General features: G+C 69.2%; 15 protein-coding genes. 5 read left to right on the top strand and 10 right to left on the bottom strand.

Translation table 11 applies throughout. The annotated features are described in order from the left end of the window. Positions 1 to 396: 396 nt before the first annotated feature. Positions 397 to 807: a hypothetical protein gene (locus BZZ08_RS38950; protein ID WP_198601362.1), complete on the bottom strand. Its 411-nt coding sequence runs from the start codon at positions 805 to 807 to the stop codon at positions 397 to 399. Between the two features lie 192 nt (positions 808 to 999). Between BZZ08_RS38950 and BZZ08_RS08260 the strand changes: the two genes are divergently transcribed. The 4 genes from BZZ08_RS08260 (at position 1000) to BZZ08_RS08245 (ending at position 3991) form a co-directional block, all read left to right on the top strand. Next, complete coding sequence (locus tag BZZ08_RS08260; protein WP_104631498.1) at positions 1000 to 1515, top strand: hypothetical protein; 516 nt, start codon at positions 1000 to 1002, stop codon at positions 1513 to 1515. A 71-nt stretch (positions 1516 to 1586) separates the two neighbouring features. Then, a complete protein-coding gene (locus BZZ08_RS08255) occupies positions 1587 to 2126 on the top strand; it encodes a hypothetical protein (RefSeq protein ID WP_133169160.1) in 540 nt (179 codons plus the stop codon). A gap of 12 nt (positions 2127 to 2138) precedes the next feature. Then, on the top strand, positions 2139 to 3422 hold the full coding sequence (locus BZZ08_RS08250) for an MAB_1171c family putative transporter (RefSeq protein ID WP_104631496.1): 1284 nt from the start codon (positions 2139 to 2141) through the stop codon (positions 3420 to 3422). Next, positions 3419 to 3991 carry a hypothetical protein gene (locus tag BZZ08_RS08245; protein WP_104631495.1) on the top strand — a complete coding sequence of 191 codons (573 nt, stop codon included), beginning with the start codon at positions 3419 to 3421 and terminating at the stop codon, positions 3989 to 3991. The genes BZZ08_RS08250 and BZZ08_RS08245 overlap by 4 nt, the downstream gene beginning before the upstream one ends. Positions 3992 to 4043: 52 nt before the next feature. Here the strand turns inward: BZZ08_RS08245 and BZZ08_RS08240 are convergent, their stop codons facing one another. From BZZ08_RS08240 to BZZ08_RS08215, 6 genes are all read right to left on the bottom strand, one after another. Next, a complete protein-coding gene (locus tag BZZ08_RS08240; RefSeq protein WP_104631494.1) occupies positions 4044 to 4466 on the bottom strand; it encodes a hypothetical protein in 423 nt (140 codons plus the stop codon). Further along, the gene (locus BZZ08_RS08235; RefSeq protein ID WP_104631493.1) at positions 4454 to 6571 is read right to left on the bottom strand and encodes a hypothetical protein; all 2118 of its coding nucleotides are present in this window, start codon (positions 6569 to 6571) and stop codon (positions 4454 to 4456) included. The genes BZZ08_RS08240 and BZZ08_RS08235 overlap by 13 nt, the downstream gene beginning before the upstream one ends. A gap of 71 nt (positions 6572 to 6642) precedes the next feature. Then, complete coding sequence (locus BZZ08_RS08230) at positions 6643 to 6939, bottom strand: hypothetical protein (protein ID WP_104631492.1); 297 nt, start codon at positions 6937 to 6939, stop codon at positions 6643 to 6645. 114 nt (positions 6940 to 7053) lie between these two features. Then, complete coding sequence (locus BZZ08_RS08225) at positions 7054 to 7905, bottom strand: hypothetical protein (protein ID WP_104631491.1); 852 nt, start codon at positions 7903 to 7905, stop codon at positions 7054 to 7056. 66 nt (positions 7906 to 7971) lie between these two features. Beyond that, positions 7972 to 12096 carry a glycosyl hydrolase family 28-related protein gene (locus BZZ08_RS08220; protein ID WP_104631490.1) on the bottom strand — a complete coding sequence of 1375 codons (4125 nt, stop codon included), beginning with the start codon at positions 12094 to 12096 and terminating at the stop codon, positions 7972 to 7974. Continuing rightward, entirely contained in the window at positions 12093 to 14249 is a 2157-nt protein-coding gene (locus BZZ08_RS08215) for a hypothetical protein (RefSeq protein WP_104631489.1), read from the bottom strand. Before BZZ08_RS08215 ends, BZZ08_RS08220 begins: the two co-directional genes overlap by 4 nt. Positions 14250 to 14327: 78 nt before the next feature. Here BZZ08_RS08215 and BZZ08_RS08210 point away from each other — a divergent pair, with 78 nt between their 5' ends. Beyond that, positions 14328 to 14909 (top strand): hypothetical protein, encoded by a 582-nt coding sequence (locus BZZ08_RS08210; RefSeq protein ID WP_104631488.1) that lies wholly within the window; start codon positions 14328 to 14330, stop codon positions 14907 to 14909. Here BZZ08_RS08210 and BZZ08_RS08205 read toward each other — a convergent pair. The 3 genes from BZZ08_RS08205 to BZZ08_RS08195 all read right to left on the bottom strand — a co-directional run bounded on the left by BZZ08_RS08205 (position 14906) and on the right by BZZ08_RS08195 (position 15917). Beyond that, the gene (locus tag BZZ08_RS08205; RefSeq protein WP_104631487.1) at positions 14906 to 15088 is read right to left on the bottom strand and encodes a hypothetical protein; all 183 of its coding nucleotides are present in this window, start codon (positions 15086 to 15088) and stop codon (positions 14906 to 14908) included. The two genes, BZZ08_RS08210 and BZZ08_RS08205, sit on opposite strands and share 4 nt — an antisense overlap. Further along, the gene (locus BZZ08_RS08200; RefSeq protein WP_104631486.1) at positions 15085 to 15588 is read right to left on the bottom strand and encodes a hypothetical protein; all 504 of its coding nucleotides are present in this window, start codon (positions 15586 to 15588) and stop codon (positions 15085 to 15087) included. The genes BZZ08_RS08205 and BZZ08_RS08200 overlap by 4 nt, the downstream gene beginning before the upstream one ends. A gap of 110 nt (positions 15589 to 15698) precedes the next feature. Then, a complete protein-coding gene (locus BZZ08_RS08195; RefSeq protein ID WP_104631485.1) occupies positions 15699 to 15917 on the bottom strand; it encodes a hypothetical protein in 219 nt (72 codons plus the stop codon). Between the last annotated feature and the right edge of the window lie 3 nt (positions 15918 to 15920).

Genomic DNA, 15920 nt, shown 5'->3' with positions numbered 1-15920 from the left:
GTCCTCCTGTCGGGCGGCGGCGCGTGGTGCGCCCTCGCCTCTTGGGGCAGGGAGGGGGTGCGGTGAACAGGAAGGGAGGGGTGGGCGGCAACCTTTCAGGGTGCGGTGGCAACGGTTGGGCGTCAGGGATGTGTGGAGCTGATGAAGGAGGGCAGCAGGGTGGTGAAGGTGAGGCAGAATCCCGGCGGCGGGGGCGCTCTGAACCGGAGTGCGTTTCTCCCTTTGCCGACAAATAGACTTGAAAAGATTTTGCCGCTACCGTTCAGGCAGAACGTCGTTGTAGAGGCGGGGGCGTTCCTGAGACCGCATAACACAGAGACCCCGGCCGACCTTCCTGTGGTAGGGAAGTGGGTCGGCCGGGGTCTGCTCCGGTCTACGTCAGCTGCAGTTGGCGGTCTACAGCCGGTCCTCCGGAGGGGAGTCCGACGTGGCGGTCGCCGGACCGGGGATGGTCTTCTTGCGATGCCGACCTTCGTAGGTCGGGACGGCGGTGGAGCCGAGGAGGACTCCCGCCAGCGGCCAGCGCGACTGCACGGCCGTGACGACGATGTAGTACGTACCGCCCAGGATGCCGGTGAGGCCAGCGGTCAGAAGGTTCTCCGCCGTGCCGTCCACCTGGACGCCGTGCGACGCGAGCGCCGCGAGGATGTAACCGACGACGGCCGGGACGACCGTACGGGGAAGAGCGGGACTGGGCACCTGGACTCCTAGGGCCGGGGACTTCTCGCCCCTTGCCGCCGGAACTCCCGCCCTGGACAGTGACTCCGCGCGGGCCGACAGCACCACTGCCGCCTGGGCTGCAGTCATGCCGGTCACCTCCCGTCGTCACCCTGGTTACGTTGCTACGCCGATCGTATGACGCTCAGTACCCATGGTGTCAACTTAATCGACGCTTGAGACCGATTTAAGGTTCCGCGCGTCTACATTGTCGACGCTCGCGTTAGGATGCCCTGCATGAGCGAAGATTTTTCAACATCACATCCAGGAGGAGGTGACCCCATGCCGCTCGCCACCAAGATCCGGCGGCTGATCGACCTGAAGCGCCAGCCCGACGGGAGTGAGTACCCCCTAGCTGAGATCGCTCGGGAGGCCTCAAGGTTGTACCGGGCCAAGAAGAATCTTCTGGCGAACGATGAGGGCGGCGGAGAGGAGAAGGACGTCCTCAACCGCCAGTTCCTCAGTGAGCTGCTGAGCGGGAAGAGGACGAACCCTCCTTTCGACAAGATCGAGGCGCTGAGCCTCTTCTTCGAGGTGTCTCCCGCGTACTTCGCCATCGGTGCGGAGGTGACGGAAGAGACCCGTGCAGCGGAGAATGAGGTACAACTCATCGCAGATTTGCGGGAGTTGAAGGAAAAACTAGACACAGAGGGTGACGAAGCGAGTGAGGAGGGTACCGAGTTGCTCGCCGCCATCTTTCGAGGGGCGAAGGAGGAAGACCCCCAGGCAGTGATGGGTGTACTCCGCATGACCCTGGCCGCGATGAAGATGAACCCCAGGAAAGACCGGTCCTCGTAGTCCGGTTGTCAGCCCCTTGCATTACGCTGAGTGGCGTACTCGAACAGGTTAGTGATCACAGGGGGCAGTAGATGAGAATGAGGCTGCGCCGGGGCGGTCTGAAGGATGTGTGGGACCAGGCCCTGTCGGCCCTGGTGCTCCCCGCGTCCCCTTGGACCGTGGAAGCGCTGCTGCGGGCGTACGTGGAACAGGTCCGGGGGCACCAACTCGTCCTGAGTCGTGAGTCCTTCATGGCCTCACCGGAGGGACCGAGCGGAGCATGGATCCCCCTCGACAGCCTCAAAACGGACATCGTCTGGGCTCACCCCGCCGCGACAGGCGTCCAGCTCGACCACGTGCTGGGGCACGAACTCGGGCACATGGTGAACGGAGACGAGCCCGAGAAGCGCGACCTCCGCGACGCCGTGCGTCTCCTCCAGCTGAGCCACACATCCGGCCTCGCCCGTGCCGCTCTGGGAGGCTGGCGGTGCCGCGCCGACAGCACCAGCACCGACAAGCGCGAGCAGAAGGCCGAGGACTTCGGCTACTTCACCGAACGCTGGGTAGCCCGCCACAGCCCGCGCGGAGCCACGCTGCTCGTATCGAACATGAGGCAGAGCCTCGAACCCTGACCTGGAGTACCGGTGACCGCCACACCTGATCTGTTCGCCTGGGCCATCGTCATCGCCCTCACGCTGGAGGTCCTGCGACGGGCCCCCGCCGCGATCCGCAACCCGCGCGGCCGGACCCTGTGGCTGGTCTTCTTCGCCCTCGACGTGTCCATGGCCCAGAAGATCCAGGGGGTCGGCGACTTCCTCCACCACCTCACCGGCTGGAACGACATCGCCACCCTCGTCAAGCACCTCATGGGCGTGGCCGCCGTCGCCGGACTCCTGCGCTGGGTCACCAGCGTCGTCCCCGGCCGAGAGGACGGCAGGCGCGAACCCAGCTACCGGCGCGCCATCAGCAGCAGGCCCCGGCGCATCGTCACCTGGGTCGCCGTCGCCGTCATCTTCTTCACGTTCTGGCAGTCCCAGCGCCGCCAGGGCAGCGCCGAGGACGGCGACTTCATCTTCGTCCAGGCAGGGCACTTCTGGGGGAGCCTGCACCTCCTCCTCTTCTACACGTACCTGATCTTCGGCCTGCTCTGCGCCTCCATGATGTGCGCGGCGGCCTCCCGTGAGCCCTCCTCCGGGGGAGCCTTCAGGTACGGCATGCAGGTCCTGTCCCTCGGGTGCGTCGTCGGCTCGATGTACGGCTTCGTCCGCTCCGGCTACCTGATCGCCCGCTTGTTCAACAGGCCCTTCCTCGGCGGCGAAGGCTTCGTGGACATGGCCTCCAACTTCTGCCTCGCAGGGTGCCTCCTCCTCGTCCTCGGCGGCGCCAATGCACCGAAGTGGGAGCGCATGGAGCAGCGGGTGAAGGCCCACGGCGCCGTCAACGACCTCTGGCCCATGTGGAACCGGCTGACCACCGCCGTCCCCTCGGTCATCTACGAGGACGCCGACACCAAGCCCCGCCAGCGCACGCTCCCCGCGCCCCTCGTCCCGCTGGCCGGGCGCCTGCGTGACTTCTGGAACTGGAAGCGCCTCGACGTGCGCCTCAGCAGGCGGATCACCGAGATCTGCGACGTCTCCATGCACCTGAGCCCGTACGTCCCCCCGCACCTGCACGAGCGTGCCGGAACGGTCGTGCAGGACCTCGGCCTGCCCCGGCACACGGTTCCCGCCTACCTTCTGCGTACCGCCATGAAGCGCAAGGCTGCCGGGGAGCCGCCGTTCGCCGAGCGGCCGGACGCGGCCATCCTCGTGGCCGACAAGGACCTCTTCGGCACCACAGCCAAGTTCCTTCCCGTCGGCAAGGCCATGAGGGACAACGACCTGATGAACCGTCTGGACCGCAGCATCAAGGCCGGAGTGAACGCGTGACCCGCATCAAGACGGCCCGGCTCCTCACAGACCTCGTCGACCCCAAGAACGTCATCACCGCCCTGTGCCTGCTCATAGGAGCCCACTACGGCTGGACGGGCGTCGGCTGGGGACTGGCCGCCATCGTCTTCTGCGCGGCCATACCGATCGCGTTCATCATCCTCACCGAGAAGGAGAGGACCTGGGCCAACCGGCACGTCCCCGACCGGGCCCGGCGGATGATCGTCATCCCCGTCATCGTGCTGTCGGTGCTGACCTGCCTGACCCTCATGGTCGTCGGCGGAGCCCCGGCGCCGATCCTGTCCATGGTCGGCGCCATGCTGGCCACGCTGGCCGTCCTGTGGCCCGTCACGAAGTACACCAAGATCAGCTTCCACACGGCCGTCCTCACCGGCGCCCTGGCCATGCTCGGCCTGCTCTACGGCCCCTGGTGGATCTTCTCCGCCACCCTCGTGCCGCTGGTCGCCTGGTCCCGCGCGCAGCTCAAGGACCACACCCCGGCCCAGACCGTGGCCGGAGCAGTCCTCGGCGCCGTCGTCGCCGGGCCGGTCTTCCTCCTCGGCCTGTAACGACGCCGGGCCCCTCGAAAGGGGCCCGGCACTTCGGCAGTTCGATGCTTTTTCAGGCGACCAGCATGCGCAGCGCCATCTGCATCTCGTCCGGCGTCAGCTGACCGCCAGCCGCGATCTTCTCCCGCAGCTGGGCCTGCGCACGCTCCTCGTCCGACATCCCGTAGTACGGGTCCGGCCGGTGCTCAGCCAGCACCCGGCGCACCGCCGCCAGGTCGACCGACGACGGCGTGACGTAGAAGGTGATCGGGTCCTCGGCGCTCACCGGCCCCGGCATCCCGTCCTCGTCGATCGGGATGACGGCGGCCACCTGGACGGACGGGCCGAGCGTCTCGGTCACCTCCGCCTGCAGCTGACCGACCTCGACCTGGCGGGTCCAGGTGAAGCGGTAGCTGTCCCCCCGGAAGGGGTCCACCGGGTCACTGCTGCCGTCCGCCTCCGGCGTCGGCTCCATGTCCTTGCTCAGGCCAGCCATGTGATGTCGTCCTCCTGCCCTGCCAGAACCTGCTCCAGGTCGGCGTAGTGGGTCCCCTTGATGTCCAGGCGGTCCAGGTTGGCCGCCCGCACGCCCTCGCCCTCGTTGATCAGCGCCTGCTGCTCGGCGAGGGTGAAGTCCTTCAGCGCCTGACGACGAAGGCCCGCCGTCATGTACGTCGGCGACAGGCTGTCGTCGGCCGACGGCAGCTGCACCCCGTCCGTGGACGGCAGCGCGGCCTCCGGCTCGTCGTGCAGCAGCGCCTCCGTACCGCCCGGCTCGAACAGCGAGTGCTCGGCCGTCGCGTACGACTGCAGCGGCAGCTGCCGGTTCCAGCCCACCGGGTCCGCGCCCGCCAGCGGCCCGGCCGACGCCGGGTTCTCCCACGGCCGCATCGGCGACGTAGACCCCGGAGCCTTCGGCAGCTGGTACGAGGTGCCCGACGGCTCCCCGAACGGCGCGTTGGCGTTCGCGGTGTGCTGCAGCGGCTTCTCGAAGTCGTGCCGCGTCCACTCGTGCTTGTGCGGCTCCTTCCACGACACACCGGCGATGTGCACCGGCTCGCCCTCGGAGATCGGCACCTCCTGGTCTTCATGGTGGTCGTAGCCGATGACCTGGCGGTCGCGCAGGGTGTCGTCGTCGGTCTCGATCGACGCCCGGTCCGGGGTCTTGGCGTGCAGGATCACGTGCGTACCCGCGCGGCCCGAACCGCTGCTCGTGGGCGTGGGGTGGGAGACGTGTGCGTAGTGGTTGGCCTGCTCCGGGTTACCTGACCAGTGCATGCCGAGGCCCTTGTCGCTGCCGGTGACCTCCTTCACCAGAGCGTGCGCCCGTTCGGCCGTCGGCTTGGTGGGGTCGTGCACGTGGGAGTGGACATCGTCCGGCAGTGCGATGTTCATGCCCCGGTGCACGCCGTTGAGGTGCGGGTGCACCCGGTCCCAGTCCGTGCGGTGGGTGTTGTCCTCCCCCTCGTCGTCATCCCAGGAGTCCCAGGACGCGTTGACCGTACGCAGCGCCAGCTCGACCTCGGCGCGGTTCTCACCGGCGGCCACGGCCGCGCGCGCGACGACGGCAAGCGGGGCGCCCGAGTCATCCGGCCGGGCTGCGGCGGTCGAGGGTGCGAGCCGGTGCTGGTCGGCGTCGATGTCGTAGCGGACGACGACCTTGCGCGGCACCCAGGACGGCTTGTGCTCGTCCACGTGGACGTCGCGGCCGAACATGCCCCGGGACTGGGCCTCGTACTGCAGGGCGAGCGCGTGGGAGCACATGCGCCCGGCGAACCGGCTGAAGTCGTCGCTGGCGCCCCAGTGGTAGGCGCCCCACTTGCAGCCGCAGGACCAGGCGTGCGCGGCCATCTTGCCGGGCATGCGCTGCAGGCCGGTCTCGTAGACCTCGTGGTCGCCCCTGACCTCGGCGTAGACCAGGCCGTCAGAGGCCATGGTGACGCGCAGGCGGCCCTCGGTGCGGATCCGCTTGGCCTTGGCGACGACGTCGCGCCAGGCGGCCGTGACGTGGAACCGGAAGTCCGTGTTCGTGGCGGCCGTCACGACCAGGTCGGAGAACAGCGAGGACGCCTTCTTCACCCACGGCGGCGCGTCGTCGGAGTCGTCGTCGTCCGAGTCCTCGGAGTCGCCCTCGTCGGAGTCGTCGTCCTCGTCATGGGAGTCGTCATGGGCGTCGTCTTGGGAGTCGCCCTGGTCGTCGTCGGAGTCGTCGTCGCTGTCGTCGTCCGCGAAGGGGTTGTCCTTCTTCGCCGCGAACACCTGCTGCATCGCCGGGTCGGGCCGGGCGACGAGGACCTCGGCCAGCTCGGGGTAGTCGGCCGCCGCCGTCTGCTCCATGGCCTCGGTGGTGATCGGCGCCGGGCGGAGCTGGGAGGCCGTGTACTGGCCACCGCCCATGCCCCGGTCCAGGACGACGTGGTACGCCTCCGAGCCCGGGAAAGGGCCGTCCTCAACGTGGCTGACCACGCCGGGCAGGCCGTCCGTGGTGTGCACCCGCTGCTCGGGCTTGTACTCCCAGTAGTCCTCGGAGCGCACGGCCAGCTTCTGCGCGCCCAGTGTCTGGTGCTCCAGGCGCTCGACGCGCTCAAACCTGCCGCCCACCGGCGCCTCCCTCAACGACCGAGCCTTCTCAGCCCTTGGGGGTGACCGCCGGTGCGGCGACAGCAAAGGGCTCAGCGGGAGGCGAGGACGACGGACACCACGGCGACGACGAGAGCGAGGGTCGGGATGATGCCCTTGTAGATGAACTCGCGCAGGCCCTGGGCTCTGGTGGAACGATCCTCCCGGGCGGCACGGCCCAGTTCGTCCAGCTTCTCCTCGGCCGTGCGGATCCGGGCTTCCAGGAGGCGCTTCTCCGCGTCGAACTGGTCCTTGGTGACGTAGCTGTCGAGGCGGCTCTTCACGTCGGTGAGTTCGCGCTCAATCAGGCGCCACAGCTGCCCGACGTTCTCGGGGCTCTCACTGGCCATGCGCGTAACTCCTAGGTGGGGGTGGTCTTCACCTCTTGGCAGCGGGCGCGCACATGCCAGACAGGGCGAAGGCCCGGATCGTGGAGATCACAATCCGGGCCTTCACTCAGGGTGCTACTTCTTGCGCAGACCGTTGGCGACTTCGAAGGCGTACTGCCAGGTCTTCGGGCCGGTGAGGCCGTCGGCCGGGCCGAGCGCCGAGAGGTAGTGCCGCTGCAGAGCCTTGACCTTGTCGAAGTCCATCTGGGTCATGGTCTCCGACGGGCCGACCTTGTACTTCGGGCCCCAGTTGCCCTTGTGGAGCCAGGTCTGCAGCTGCTTGGCGTACTTGTTCTTCGCGCCGAGCAGGAAGTACGAGCGGCCGGGGAAGGGCGGGCACTTCGGCTTGTCGGCCGGGCCGGTGGACGGGGCGGCCGTGGTCGGCTTGCTGTACCGCCAGGACTTGACGGCCTTGCCTCCGCGCGGGTCCTTCGGGTCGGCCGTGGGCGGGCATACACCGTCCGGGAAGTGGGGCGCGAAGTAGCCGACGACCTTGGCGGCCCGCCGCTCGGTCTTGTGCTGCCACACGCCGTTGCCCTGGCCGCTGTCGGTGGCCCCGGCCTTGATCGAGTTGCCGCCCTTGGTGTAGACGTACGTCTCGTCGAAGCCGACGACCAGCTCGGTGTGGCCGCCGTTGGAGAAGTTCACCCAGGAGCCGACCGAGGGGTACTCGGACCACTGGCCGTGCTTCTTCGCCCACTCGGTGAAGACGGAGACGGAGGCGACCTTGGGGACGATCTTCTCCAGCCCGGCGTCGTCGTACATGCACCAGTCGAACATGACGCACCAGGCGACGCCGTCCCAGCCGTACTGCTTGCCGAAGATCGTCAGGTTGTTGTAGCCGACGTGGGAGTTGTAGCCCTCGTAGACCTTCTCGGGCACGGCCATCACGATGTCGGTCAGGCGGCGCCAGTCGGGCGTAGTCATGGGTCCCTCCCCAGGGGTCGGAATTCTCACCCCTTGGGGAGGGTCAAAGACGTGCCGACAGCAGGGTCAGGAGTCGACGACGGACAGGACGTGCCCTGCAACGAGAGCGTGTCCGGCGTTGCTGAGGTTGACGACGTCGTGGCCACCGGCTCCGACAGCGTTCACGTCGCCCCAGTAGCCGAGGCCGTCCCAGTACTTCCAGGAGTTCCTGCCGAGCGCCCACAGGTTGATCACGGCCGCGCCGTAGGTGTCGGCGAGGGCACGGGCCCGGTTGGCATACTCCTGGTAGACGAAGTTCGTCACGTCGAGCGTGCCCAGGTGGGGCAGCACGATCAGGACGTCCGTGTCCCCGGCCTGTGCGCCGGTGTCCTTGACGGCCTTCAGGTACTTGGCGACGTTCGCCGACCAGGCGTCGGCCGTGATGTTCGCGGCGGCGTCGCTCGGGCTGACCGTGTAGACGAGCAGGTCGCACGGGTTGGACTCGCCGCCGTTCCACCCGGCGCCCAGCGCGGTGCTGGCGCCGGTGACGGCACCGGTGACGAAGTTCCCGGATCCGGCACCGCCCCGGGCGTTGTTGTCGACGACGATGCCGGAGGTGTTCTCGCCCGCCACGCCGCACACGCTCAGGGTGCCCGCCGTGGCGTCCCGGCTGACGGTGACGGTGTGCTCGGCGCTGGCCAGGCCGGTGACGGTGGTGACCTGGATGTTCGTGGTCGAGATGCCGCTGTCGGCGACGGCCACCGGCGCGCCGCCGTCGATGGTGTAGGAGTAGCCGACCCGGGGGGTGCTGCCGGACACGGTGTAGATCTTCACGGTGGTGCCGGTGACCTTGAAGGTGACCGAGGCAGCGGCGTCCGAGTAGATGTAGGTGAAGCCCGGCCCGGTCGGGTTGCCGCCCAGCGTCCAGGTGCCGGTGGTCGAGGCCAGGCACCCGGCGGTCGTCCACGCGGCCACGGCCGCCGCCTCTCCGGCGCCGTTCAGCTTCACGGCCGACCGGGACGAGGAAAACATGCCGGAGCCGCCGTTGCCGTACCGGGCCTGCAGGGACGTCCGCATGGCGCCGACCCAGCCGCCGGTGGCCAGGTTGGACGCGTAGTAGCCCTGGGCGGTGGTGCCGCCGACGACGACGACGCGGGCCTTGCCGCCGGAAGCGGCGGCGTTCCGCTTGGCCCGCCAGAACTGCCCCCAGCCGTCCGGGACGTAGATCCCGCGCGCGGGCGGGGTGCCCACACCGGCCGTCCCGCCGATCGCCCGGCGCACGGTGGTGTAGGCCGGGTTCTCGCTGCCGGTGACCACGGCGCCGGGGACGGCGTAGACCCGGGCGCCCTCGACGCGGTTGGGCTGGCCGGGCTGGGAGGTGTTGCCGTCGGCGTACAGGCGGCAGGACGCCGACGCGTACAGCATGCCGGTGCTCAGGACCGCGTTGTTGTACGAGGTCGCGCCGAAGGTGAACGCGGTCAGCCCGGGGGTCTCGGCGCGCAGCTCGATGTAGTTGAAGCGGAAGGTGTTGGAGACGCCGTTGGCGACGTCGAGGAGCTTGTCGAACTGCTCCAGGTTCACGCCACGGAAGTGGCAGTGCGCGACCTGGGAGACGCCCTTGAGGCGGATGCCGGTGCAGCCGGTGCCGTTGGCGATGGCCTCGACCATGGAGAATTCGATCTGGTTCATCGAACCTCCGGAGACGGGCGAGTCGACCTCGTAGGCGCAGCCGTTGTCACCGACGAGTTCGATGAAGACGCGGGTCCACTGGCAGTCGCCGGGGTTGAAGTCGGCGTGCTCGGAGAACTGGCGGATGCCGCTGCCGACGCCGCCGATCTCCACGTTTTCGAAGACGGACCGGAAGGGGGAGCCCAGGTGCAGTGCCCAGCCGGTGTGGGTGCCGTTCCACGGTCCGGTGACCTGGAGATTCTTGAAGGTGGAGTGCCAGAAGCTGCGGTGGCCGGAGTCGGGGCCGTTGGTCGTCGCGGAGGCGATGCCGTGGCTGGCGCCCTTCACGGTCAGTCCGAGGTCGGAGATGTGCGTGCGCACGACCTTGCCCAGGCTCAGGCCGGAGGCGACGCCGGTGCCGACCGCGAGGGTGGTGTTGCGCGGGCCCATGCCGCGCAGCCGGACGTCGGCCTCGGCGTCCACGTCGTCGCTGCCCTCGACGCGGACGGGGGCGGCCAGGTTGAACGTTCCGGCCGACAGCAGGACCTCGCCGCGCCCGGCCGCGAGGACGGCGTCCAGGGCGGCCTGGATCTGCACGTCGTCGGCGGTGCCGTCGCAGACGTAGTCCGCGCGGGCCTGCTCTTCGGGCTCGGCCTGCGCGGAGGCGACGTAGGTGACGCCGGGGGCGCCGGTGAGGCGCAGCGCGGCGGCGTAGCGGGAGTCGACGGTGCGGGCCGTGGACGTCGTCGCGCCGGTGTTGGTGACCAGGGTCGGGCCGACGGACAGGATCGCATTGGTGCCGTCGTCGTGGAGTCCCTCGGTCGCGGCGTGCAGGTGCATGCCGTCGAGCTGGACGCTGGAGGAACCGGAGACGTAGACGCCGTACTGCGGGGAGTTGACGCTGGTGCCGTCGTCGTCGACCCCGGGGTAGCAGGCGATCGTGTTGGCGAGGACCGGCATGGTGCAGTTGACGATCGCCAGGCCCGCGTACCCGCCGCCGCCCGTGCCGCCGTTGCGGCCGTCACGGCGGGTGCTGAGGTTGGTGATGCTGATCGGGGCGTTGCCGGTGGCGTCGATCATGACGCCGTGGTAGCCGTTGCGGTCGGTGCTGCAGTTGGCCATCTGCATGCCGCCGGAGCCGGTGCCGTTGCCCCACGCGCCGGTGATGCGGATGCCGTAGTTGCCGTTCCACTCGGAGCGGCACAGGCTCATCTGGCTGTTGGCGATGTTCTCCAGGACCATGCCGTGGCCCCAGGAGCCGATGACCTGGACGTCGTCCATGGTCAGGTCGGTCAGCCGGTTGAAGAGGATGCCGTTGGCCCGGCAGTTGTCGATCATGACGTTGTACAGGCGCCAGCTGTACGGGAAGACGTTGGCGATGCCGCCGGTGACCAGCCCGTTGTTGCTCATCCGGCGCAGGGTGACCCGCTCCATGACGACGTTCTGGATGTTCCCGGCCGCGTAGATGCCGTCGACCGGCTTGGTGCCGTCCAGGTTGGAGGCGTCCAGCATCAGGTTCTCGATGCGGTGCTCGGCCGGGAGGTCCGGGTAGCCGCCGGAGGCCTTGTCCTTCAGCGTGATGAGCGCGGTGCCGGTGAAGTCGTCGGTCGGCTGGATGTAGCAGCGCGGGTCGGTCAGTCCGGTGGCGGCCATCATGTTCGCGCGGGGGCCGCGCACCGTGACGCCTGGGCGCGGGGCCAGCGTCTGCGAGATCCGGTAGGTGCCCTCCGGGATGTAGACGATGCCGCCGTCGGGGGCCGCGTCGATGGCGCCCTGGATCGCGGCCCAGTCGTCTGTGAGGCCGTCGCCCTTGGCGCCGTACGGGGCGTTCCTGACGTTGAGCCAGCCCAGTCCGGACTGGGCGATCTGGGCGACGGTGGCGTAGTCCTGCGCGTTGACGCCGTTCGCGGCGTTCGTGATCCGCTTGCCGCTCAGGTCGACGTCGGCCGTCGGCTTGCGGACCTCGTTCAGCGCGGGCATGGCGTGGACGTGCCGGGCGTCGGCGGCCTTGCCGCTGGCCCCGGCCGCCCGGGTGCCCAGGGCCTGGATGTCCGTGTCGTCGCCGCTGATCGGGGTGGCGCCGCCGCCTTCACCGCCGGAGCCGACGTCGGTGGGCAGCTGCTCGTAGGAGACGCGGCCGGAGCCGTCCAGGCCCGCGTACCCGTTGGGCAGGTTGCGCTGGTTGACCGGCTGGAAGAACGTGCCCGGCGCGACCGCTTCGGCCAGCCGGGGTGCGGTGGCCAGGTCGACGGGCCCGGCGTCGAAGGGTACCGCGACGAAGTACGTCGAGGTCGCCAGACCCGACAGGGTCTCCGTCACCTCGTACGTGCCGCCGCCCGCAGGCAGCGTGTCCGGGTCGTTGGTGGCCGGGACGGTCAGCGACACGGAGCCGGACGCGTCCAGCGTCGCGGTGTACGGCTTGCGGTCGGCGGTCTCGCTGCCGTTGAACAGCACGCCGACGAGCTGCAGCCGGACCGTCCCTGCGCGGGGCAGGCCCGCGTCGTCGAGGTAGGTCCGGGTGACCGGAACCAGGGTGAACGTCATACCTGCAGCTCCTCGTTGATCTCTTCCTCCTGAAGGTGGCGGCGCATGCCCAGGTGCCGGGGCCCCTGGTAGAGGCCGACGGCCTCCTTGCGCTGGATCGCCTCCGGGATCTCCGCGTCCTCCTCGGCCACGGGCACCAGGACCTTGGGCTTGTGCGCGTTGGCCAGCGACCGGATCCGCTCGTGCCGCTGGAACAGGCCCGTCGGCTCGTCCGGCGCGGGCCGCTGCGCGTACGGCGACAGCGAGGACTGCTTGGGCATGTCCTCGCGCTGCTCGTCCGACTCCGGCGGGCGCTGGCCGTCGGCGTCGACCGGCTCCGGCACGCTGCCCGGCTCGACGACGCCGCCGTTGGCCGGGGTGCTCTGCAGGTCCTGCATGGTCGGCGCGAGCGTCGGCTGGGAGGTGACCGGGTCCATGCCCAGCAGCGGGATCCGCAGCGGCGCGGTCGGCACCTGGTTCGGGTCCTGGGCCTCCGGCAGCGCGCGCGCCTCGAAGTCCTTCTTCAGGTCGTCCGGGATCGGCAGACCCTTGTCCCTGAGGGCGACGTAGATGGCCTTGCGGGTCTCCTGCTCCTGGACCGCCAGCTCGACGGCCTCCTCGCGGGACTTCTCGATCTCGTCGTCGAAGTCGATCGCCACGTTGTGCAGGCGCGTCTTCATCGAGATCGGCACCCCGGCCTCGCGCAGGGCCTCGAAGAACTCGTTCTGCGCCGCCTCGTCCTGCAGCGACATCGTCCGGAATTTCAGGTCCGGGATGAGGAGCTTGGGCTGCTCGACGATCCGGCCCTCACCGGACTCTTCGTCTATCTCGTAGACCTCCTCCATCTTCACGTACCGCTTGCCGCCGCGCTCCTCGTAGTCGAAGTGCTCCTGCGCCTCGGCGACGACCAGCGCCCGCTCCCGGTAGTGAGCAGAGATCATCTCCTGGTAGTTCGTCAGCATCTGCGTGACGAGGTCGCGGTTGAGGGCGTCGGCCGCGTACGTCTCACCGGAGGACGCACCGGCGAGCATGGTCTTGGACAGGCCGAACGTCTGCAGGACCCGGCCCTCGATCCGCTCGAAGTCCGGGCTGAGGTCGGGGATGTCCTCCTTGCCCAGCACGGACTCCATCTCGACCGCGAAGTGGGTCATGATGATCCGGAAGTCACCTGCGAGGGCCGCGTCCACGGCCTCCTCGAAGTCCGCGAGGTCGTCGAGTGTCGGGATCCACGGCACCTGCGTGCCCAGGTCGGCGGCGGACGCGCCGAGCTTGGCATGGATCAGCGGCGTGTACAGGCGGTCGGCGATCGAGTCGACCGCCGCGTTCAGCATCTCCTCCTGCATGAGTGAACGCATCGCCCGGTACAGGAGCGGAACGCCCCGCTTGTTGAACGTGTCGGCCTCGAACTTCATCTGCCGCAGCAGGGTGTTCGACACCGGCATCCGCGCGTTGTCGTCGGCGTAGTACGTCAGCTCCGGGTAGGCCTGGACGAGCTTCTCGTACTCCCAGGCGGGCTGCCGAGTGCGGATCAGCTCGCGCATCGTGCTCGGGAGCCGGATCAGGAACCGGGGCTCGCGCAGGAACGGGGACGGCTGGACCTCGACGTCGTCGGGGTTCAGCAGCTCCTCGTCGTCCCAGACGCCGAGGTCCTCGTTGAAGGTGCCCAGCGGCCACGCCTCGCCGACCGTCCAGTACTCCCGGCCCAGGTCGATGAGGAACTTGCGGTAGTCCAGGCCGTCCTTCGAGAGGAAGTGGTCGGTGTAGAACTCCGTGAGCCGGTCGTCCTTGCACGACATCTTCAGCCCGAGCAGCGGGTACTTCGAGTAGATGTCGACGCACGAGCCGACGATCGGATGGCTGATGTACAGCAGGCGGCAGTACGCCCGCATCTTCGCCATCTGCTCCGGGTCGTCGAACTGGAACGGGAGGTTGTTCTGTCTCCAGTAAAAAAGCGGATCACGCGGGCGAACCGTCGCAAAAGACACCGACGGGTTCGAGCCCACCCCTCCGCCGCCCCCGGCCGCCACCTTCCGGCTGACCCGCCGGTTCTTCCGCATCTCGGCTTCCTCGCCCGACTCCCCGGGCGAGGAGGAGAAGCGGCGGAACAGCCGGTCGATCCGCGACTGCTCGGCATCGAAGTTCTTCGGCTGCGCCGGGCGGGGCTTCTGGGCCATGGGTCCTCCTGTGGTGGCTCACCCCTTGGGCCCGGGGGAACCGCCGCAGACAGGGCGCGGACGTGGAACGATGAGGGCATGGCAGACGACTTCTACCGATGCGCCGACCGCGAGGGCGAAGGCTGGATCCGCAACGGACCCGGCGGCACCTACACGACGTACCCCGACGTCGGCCTGGGCCAGCTGACCCGGCAGGAACTGGAAGAGCAGCGCGGACCGCTGCGCCCAGTGGGAGCCATGACCTCAGAGGACTCCCAGGCGCTCTCCGAGGCGATCGCGAAGGCGGGCAAGAAGGGCTTCGCCACACTCCTCGTCGCCCTCTACCGCACCGCCCGCAATCTGATGGACGACGGCGCCACCACTGCCGTCTTCACGGCGGGGCGCCCCGGCTCGTGGGAGGCAGCGCTGCTGAGGAGCATCATCTGGAAGGGCGAGGACATCAGCACGTCCCGCGTGGACGAGGAGGCCCTGGAGGTGGCACAGGCCCTGCTCTACAAGTGGACCACCGGCCCCGTCCAGGTCGAACTCGCCGACGGCCTGGCCTCCATCCTCCACAGCGCAGCCCAGAAGGCAGGAGGCTGGCCCGCGATCACCGATCGGTGGCTGGCCAGGGACGGACAACTGGAGCGCTGGACCTCCGCCTACCGGATCCAGCCCTAGGAGCCCTTGCGTCGCCGAGGAGCCTTCACCGGCGCGGCCGGGGCCTCCTCGGCCATCCCGTAGGCGACCAGCGTCCGGGCCCGCTCCTGCTGCCCGTCGGGCAGCGTCACCCACTCACCCGGCTGGTACGTCTTCCCGTCCAGCGACAGCTGCACGAGCGCCTTCACGGAGCAGCTCACCGCGCGCCTCCCAGGAGTCCGGCCAGGTAGTCGACGTACGCGCCCCGGACCAGCTGTCGGCCGCCCGCACGGTAGGAGGACTCCTTCTTCCCGAACGGCGGCCCGCCGCCGGGATCGTCGTCGTCACCGCCGGAGTCCGGCGGCCCGTCCCCGGAGTCCGAGTCGCCTCCGGCGCTGTCCTGGCCGAACGGCGGTGCCCCGCTGTCCTCCTGGCTCTCCGCGCCCGGCGGCATCGCGTTCGGATCGTTCGGGTCACCGCCGGGCGGCAGGCCCGGCGCCGTCGGAGGCGGCATACCCGGGATCTGCACCGGCATCCCGTCGACCGACTGCGGGAACGCCGAGAACATCGGCTGCACCCGCACGAGGAACGCCTGGTTGCAGAACGAACACTCCGTGTTGCCGTCCGAGCGGCCGATGACCTGACCCGAACCGCAGAACGGGCAGTGCGCGATGGTGACCCCATCGCCGGACTGATGCGCCACTACGGGCCGCAGCGTCATACCGCTCACCTCCACCCCCTACAGGCGAAGGCCCGGCCCCGGACAGCACAACGCCCCTCCCGCTACCTAGTCCGGAGGGGCGCTGCGGTGCAATGCAGGGACCCAGCCTATCAGCCGCCGCCGTTGATGATGTGCGGGATGAACCAGGCCGTCAGCCCGAGCCAGGCCGCCGTGAAGACGACCTTGCCCGGCGTGGACTTCGTGCGGAACCAGTCCCGGGTGCGCTCGGAGAGCGTGTCGCCCTCGACCTTGTTGAACACCCCGTACATCTCGTAGGCGAACGCGGCGCCCAGGAGGACGCCCCAGCCGACGTTCGGGTCCAGGTCCATGGC

It is taken from the genome of Streptomyces sp. MH60, assembly GCF_002939385.1.
Classification (GTDB): Bacteria; Actinomycetota; Actinomycetes; order Streptomycetales; family Streptomycetaceae; genus Streptomyces.
The sequence above is the reverse complement of the archived record's forward strand: the minus strand, read 5'-3'. Positions and strand labels throughout refer to the sequence as shown.

What these genes read in the sequence shown, in the direction of transcription:
- BZZ08_RS08220 (WP_104631490.1), bottom strand. Translation starts at nt 12,096, where the DNA reads ATGACGTTCACCCTGGTTCCGGTCACCCGGACCTACCTCGACGACGCG.
- BZZ08_RS08225 (WP_104631491.1), bottom strand. Translation starts at nt 7,905, where the DNA reads ATGACTACGCCCGACTGGCGCCGCCTGACCGACATCGTGATGGCCGTG.
- BZZ08_RS38950 (WP_198601362.1), bottom strand. Translation starts at nt 807, where the DNA reads ATGACTGCAGCCCAGGCGGCAGTGGTGCTGTCGGCCCGCGCGGAGTCA.
- BZZ08_RS08260 (WP_104631498.1), top strand. Translation starts at nt 1,000, where the DNA reads ATGCCGCTCGCCACCAAGATCCGGCGGCTGATCGACCTGAAGCGCCAG.
- BZZ08_RS08230 (WP_104631492.1), bottom strand. Translation starts at nt 6,939, where the DNA reads ATGGCCAGTGAGAGCCCCGAGAACGTCGGGCAGCTGTGGCGCCTGATT.
- BZZ08_RS08210 (WP_104631488.1), top strand. Translation starts at nt 14,328, where the DNA reads ATGGCAGACGACTTCTACCGATGCGCCGACCGCGAGGGCGAAGGCTGG.
- BZZ08_RS08255 (WP_133169160.1), top strand. Translation starts at nt 1,587, where the DNA reads ATGAGAATGAGGCTGCGCCGGGGCGGTCTGAAGGATGTGTGGGACCAG.
- BZZ08_RS08200 (WP_104631486.1), bottom strand. Translation starts at nt 15,588, where the DNA reads ATGACGCTGCGGCCCGTAGTGGCGCATCAGTCCGGCGATGGGGTCACC.
- BZZ08_RS08215 (WP_104631489.1), bottom strand. Translation starts at nt 14,249, where the DNA reads ATGGCCCAGAAGCCCCGCCCGGCGCAGCCGAAGAACTTCGATGCCGAG.
- BZZ08_RS08240 (WP_104631494.1), bottom strand. Translation starts at nt 4,466, where the DNA reads ATGGCTGGCCTGAGCAAGGACATGGAGCCGACGCCGGAGGCGGACGGC.
- BZZ08_RS08195 (WP_104631485.1), bottom strand. Translation starts at nt 15,917, where the DNA reads ATGGACCTGGACCCGAACGTCGGCTGGGGCGTCCTCCTGGGCGCCGCG.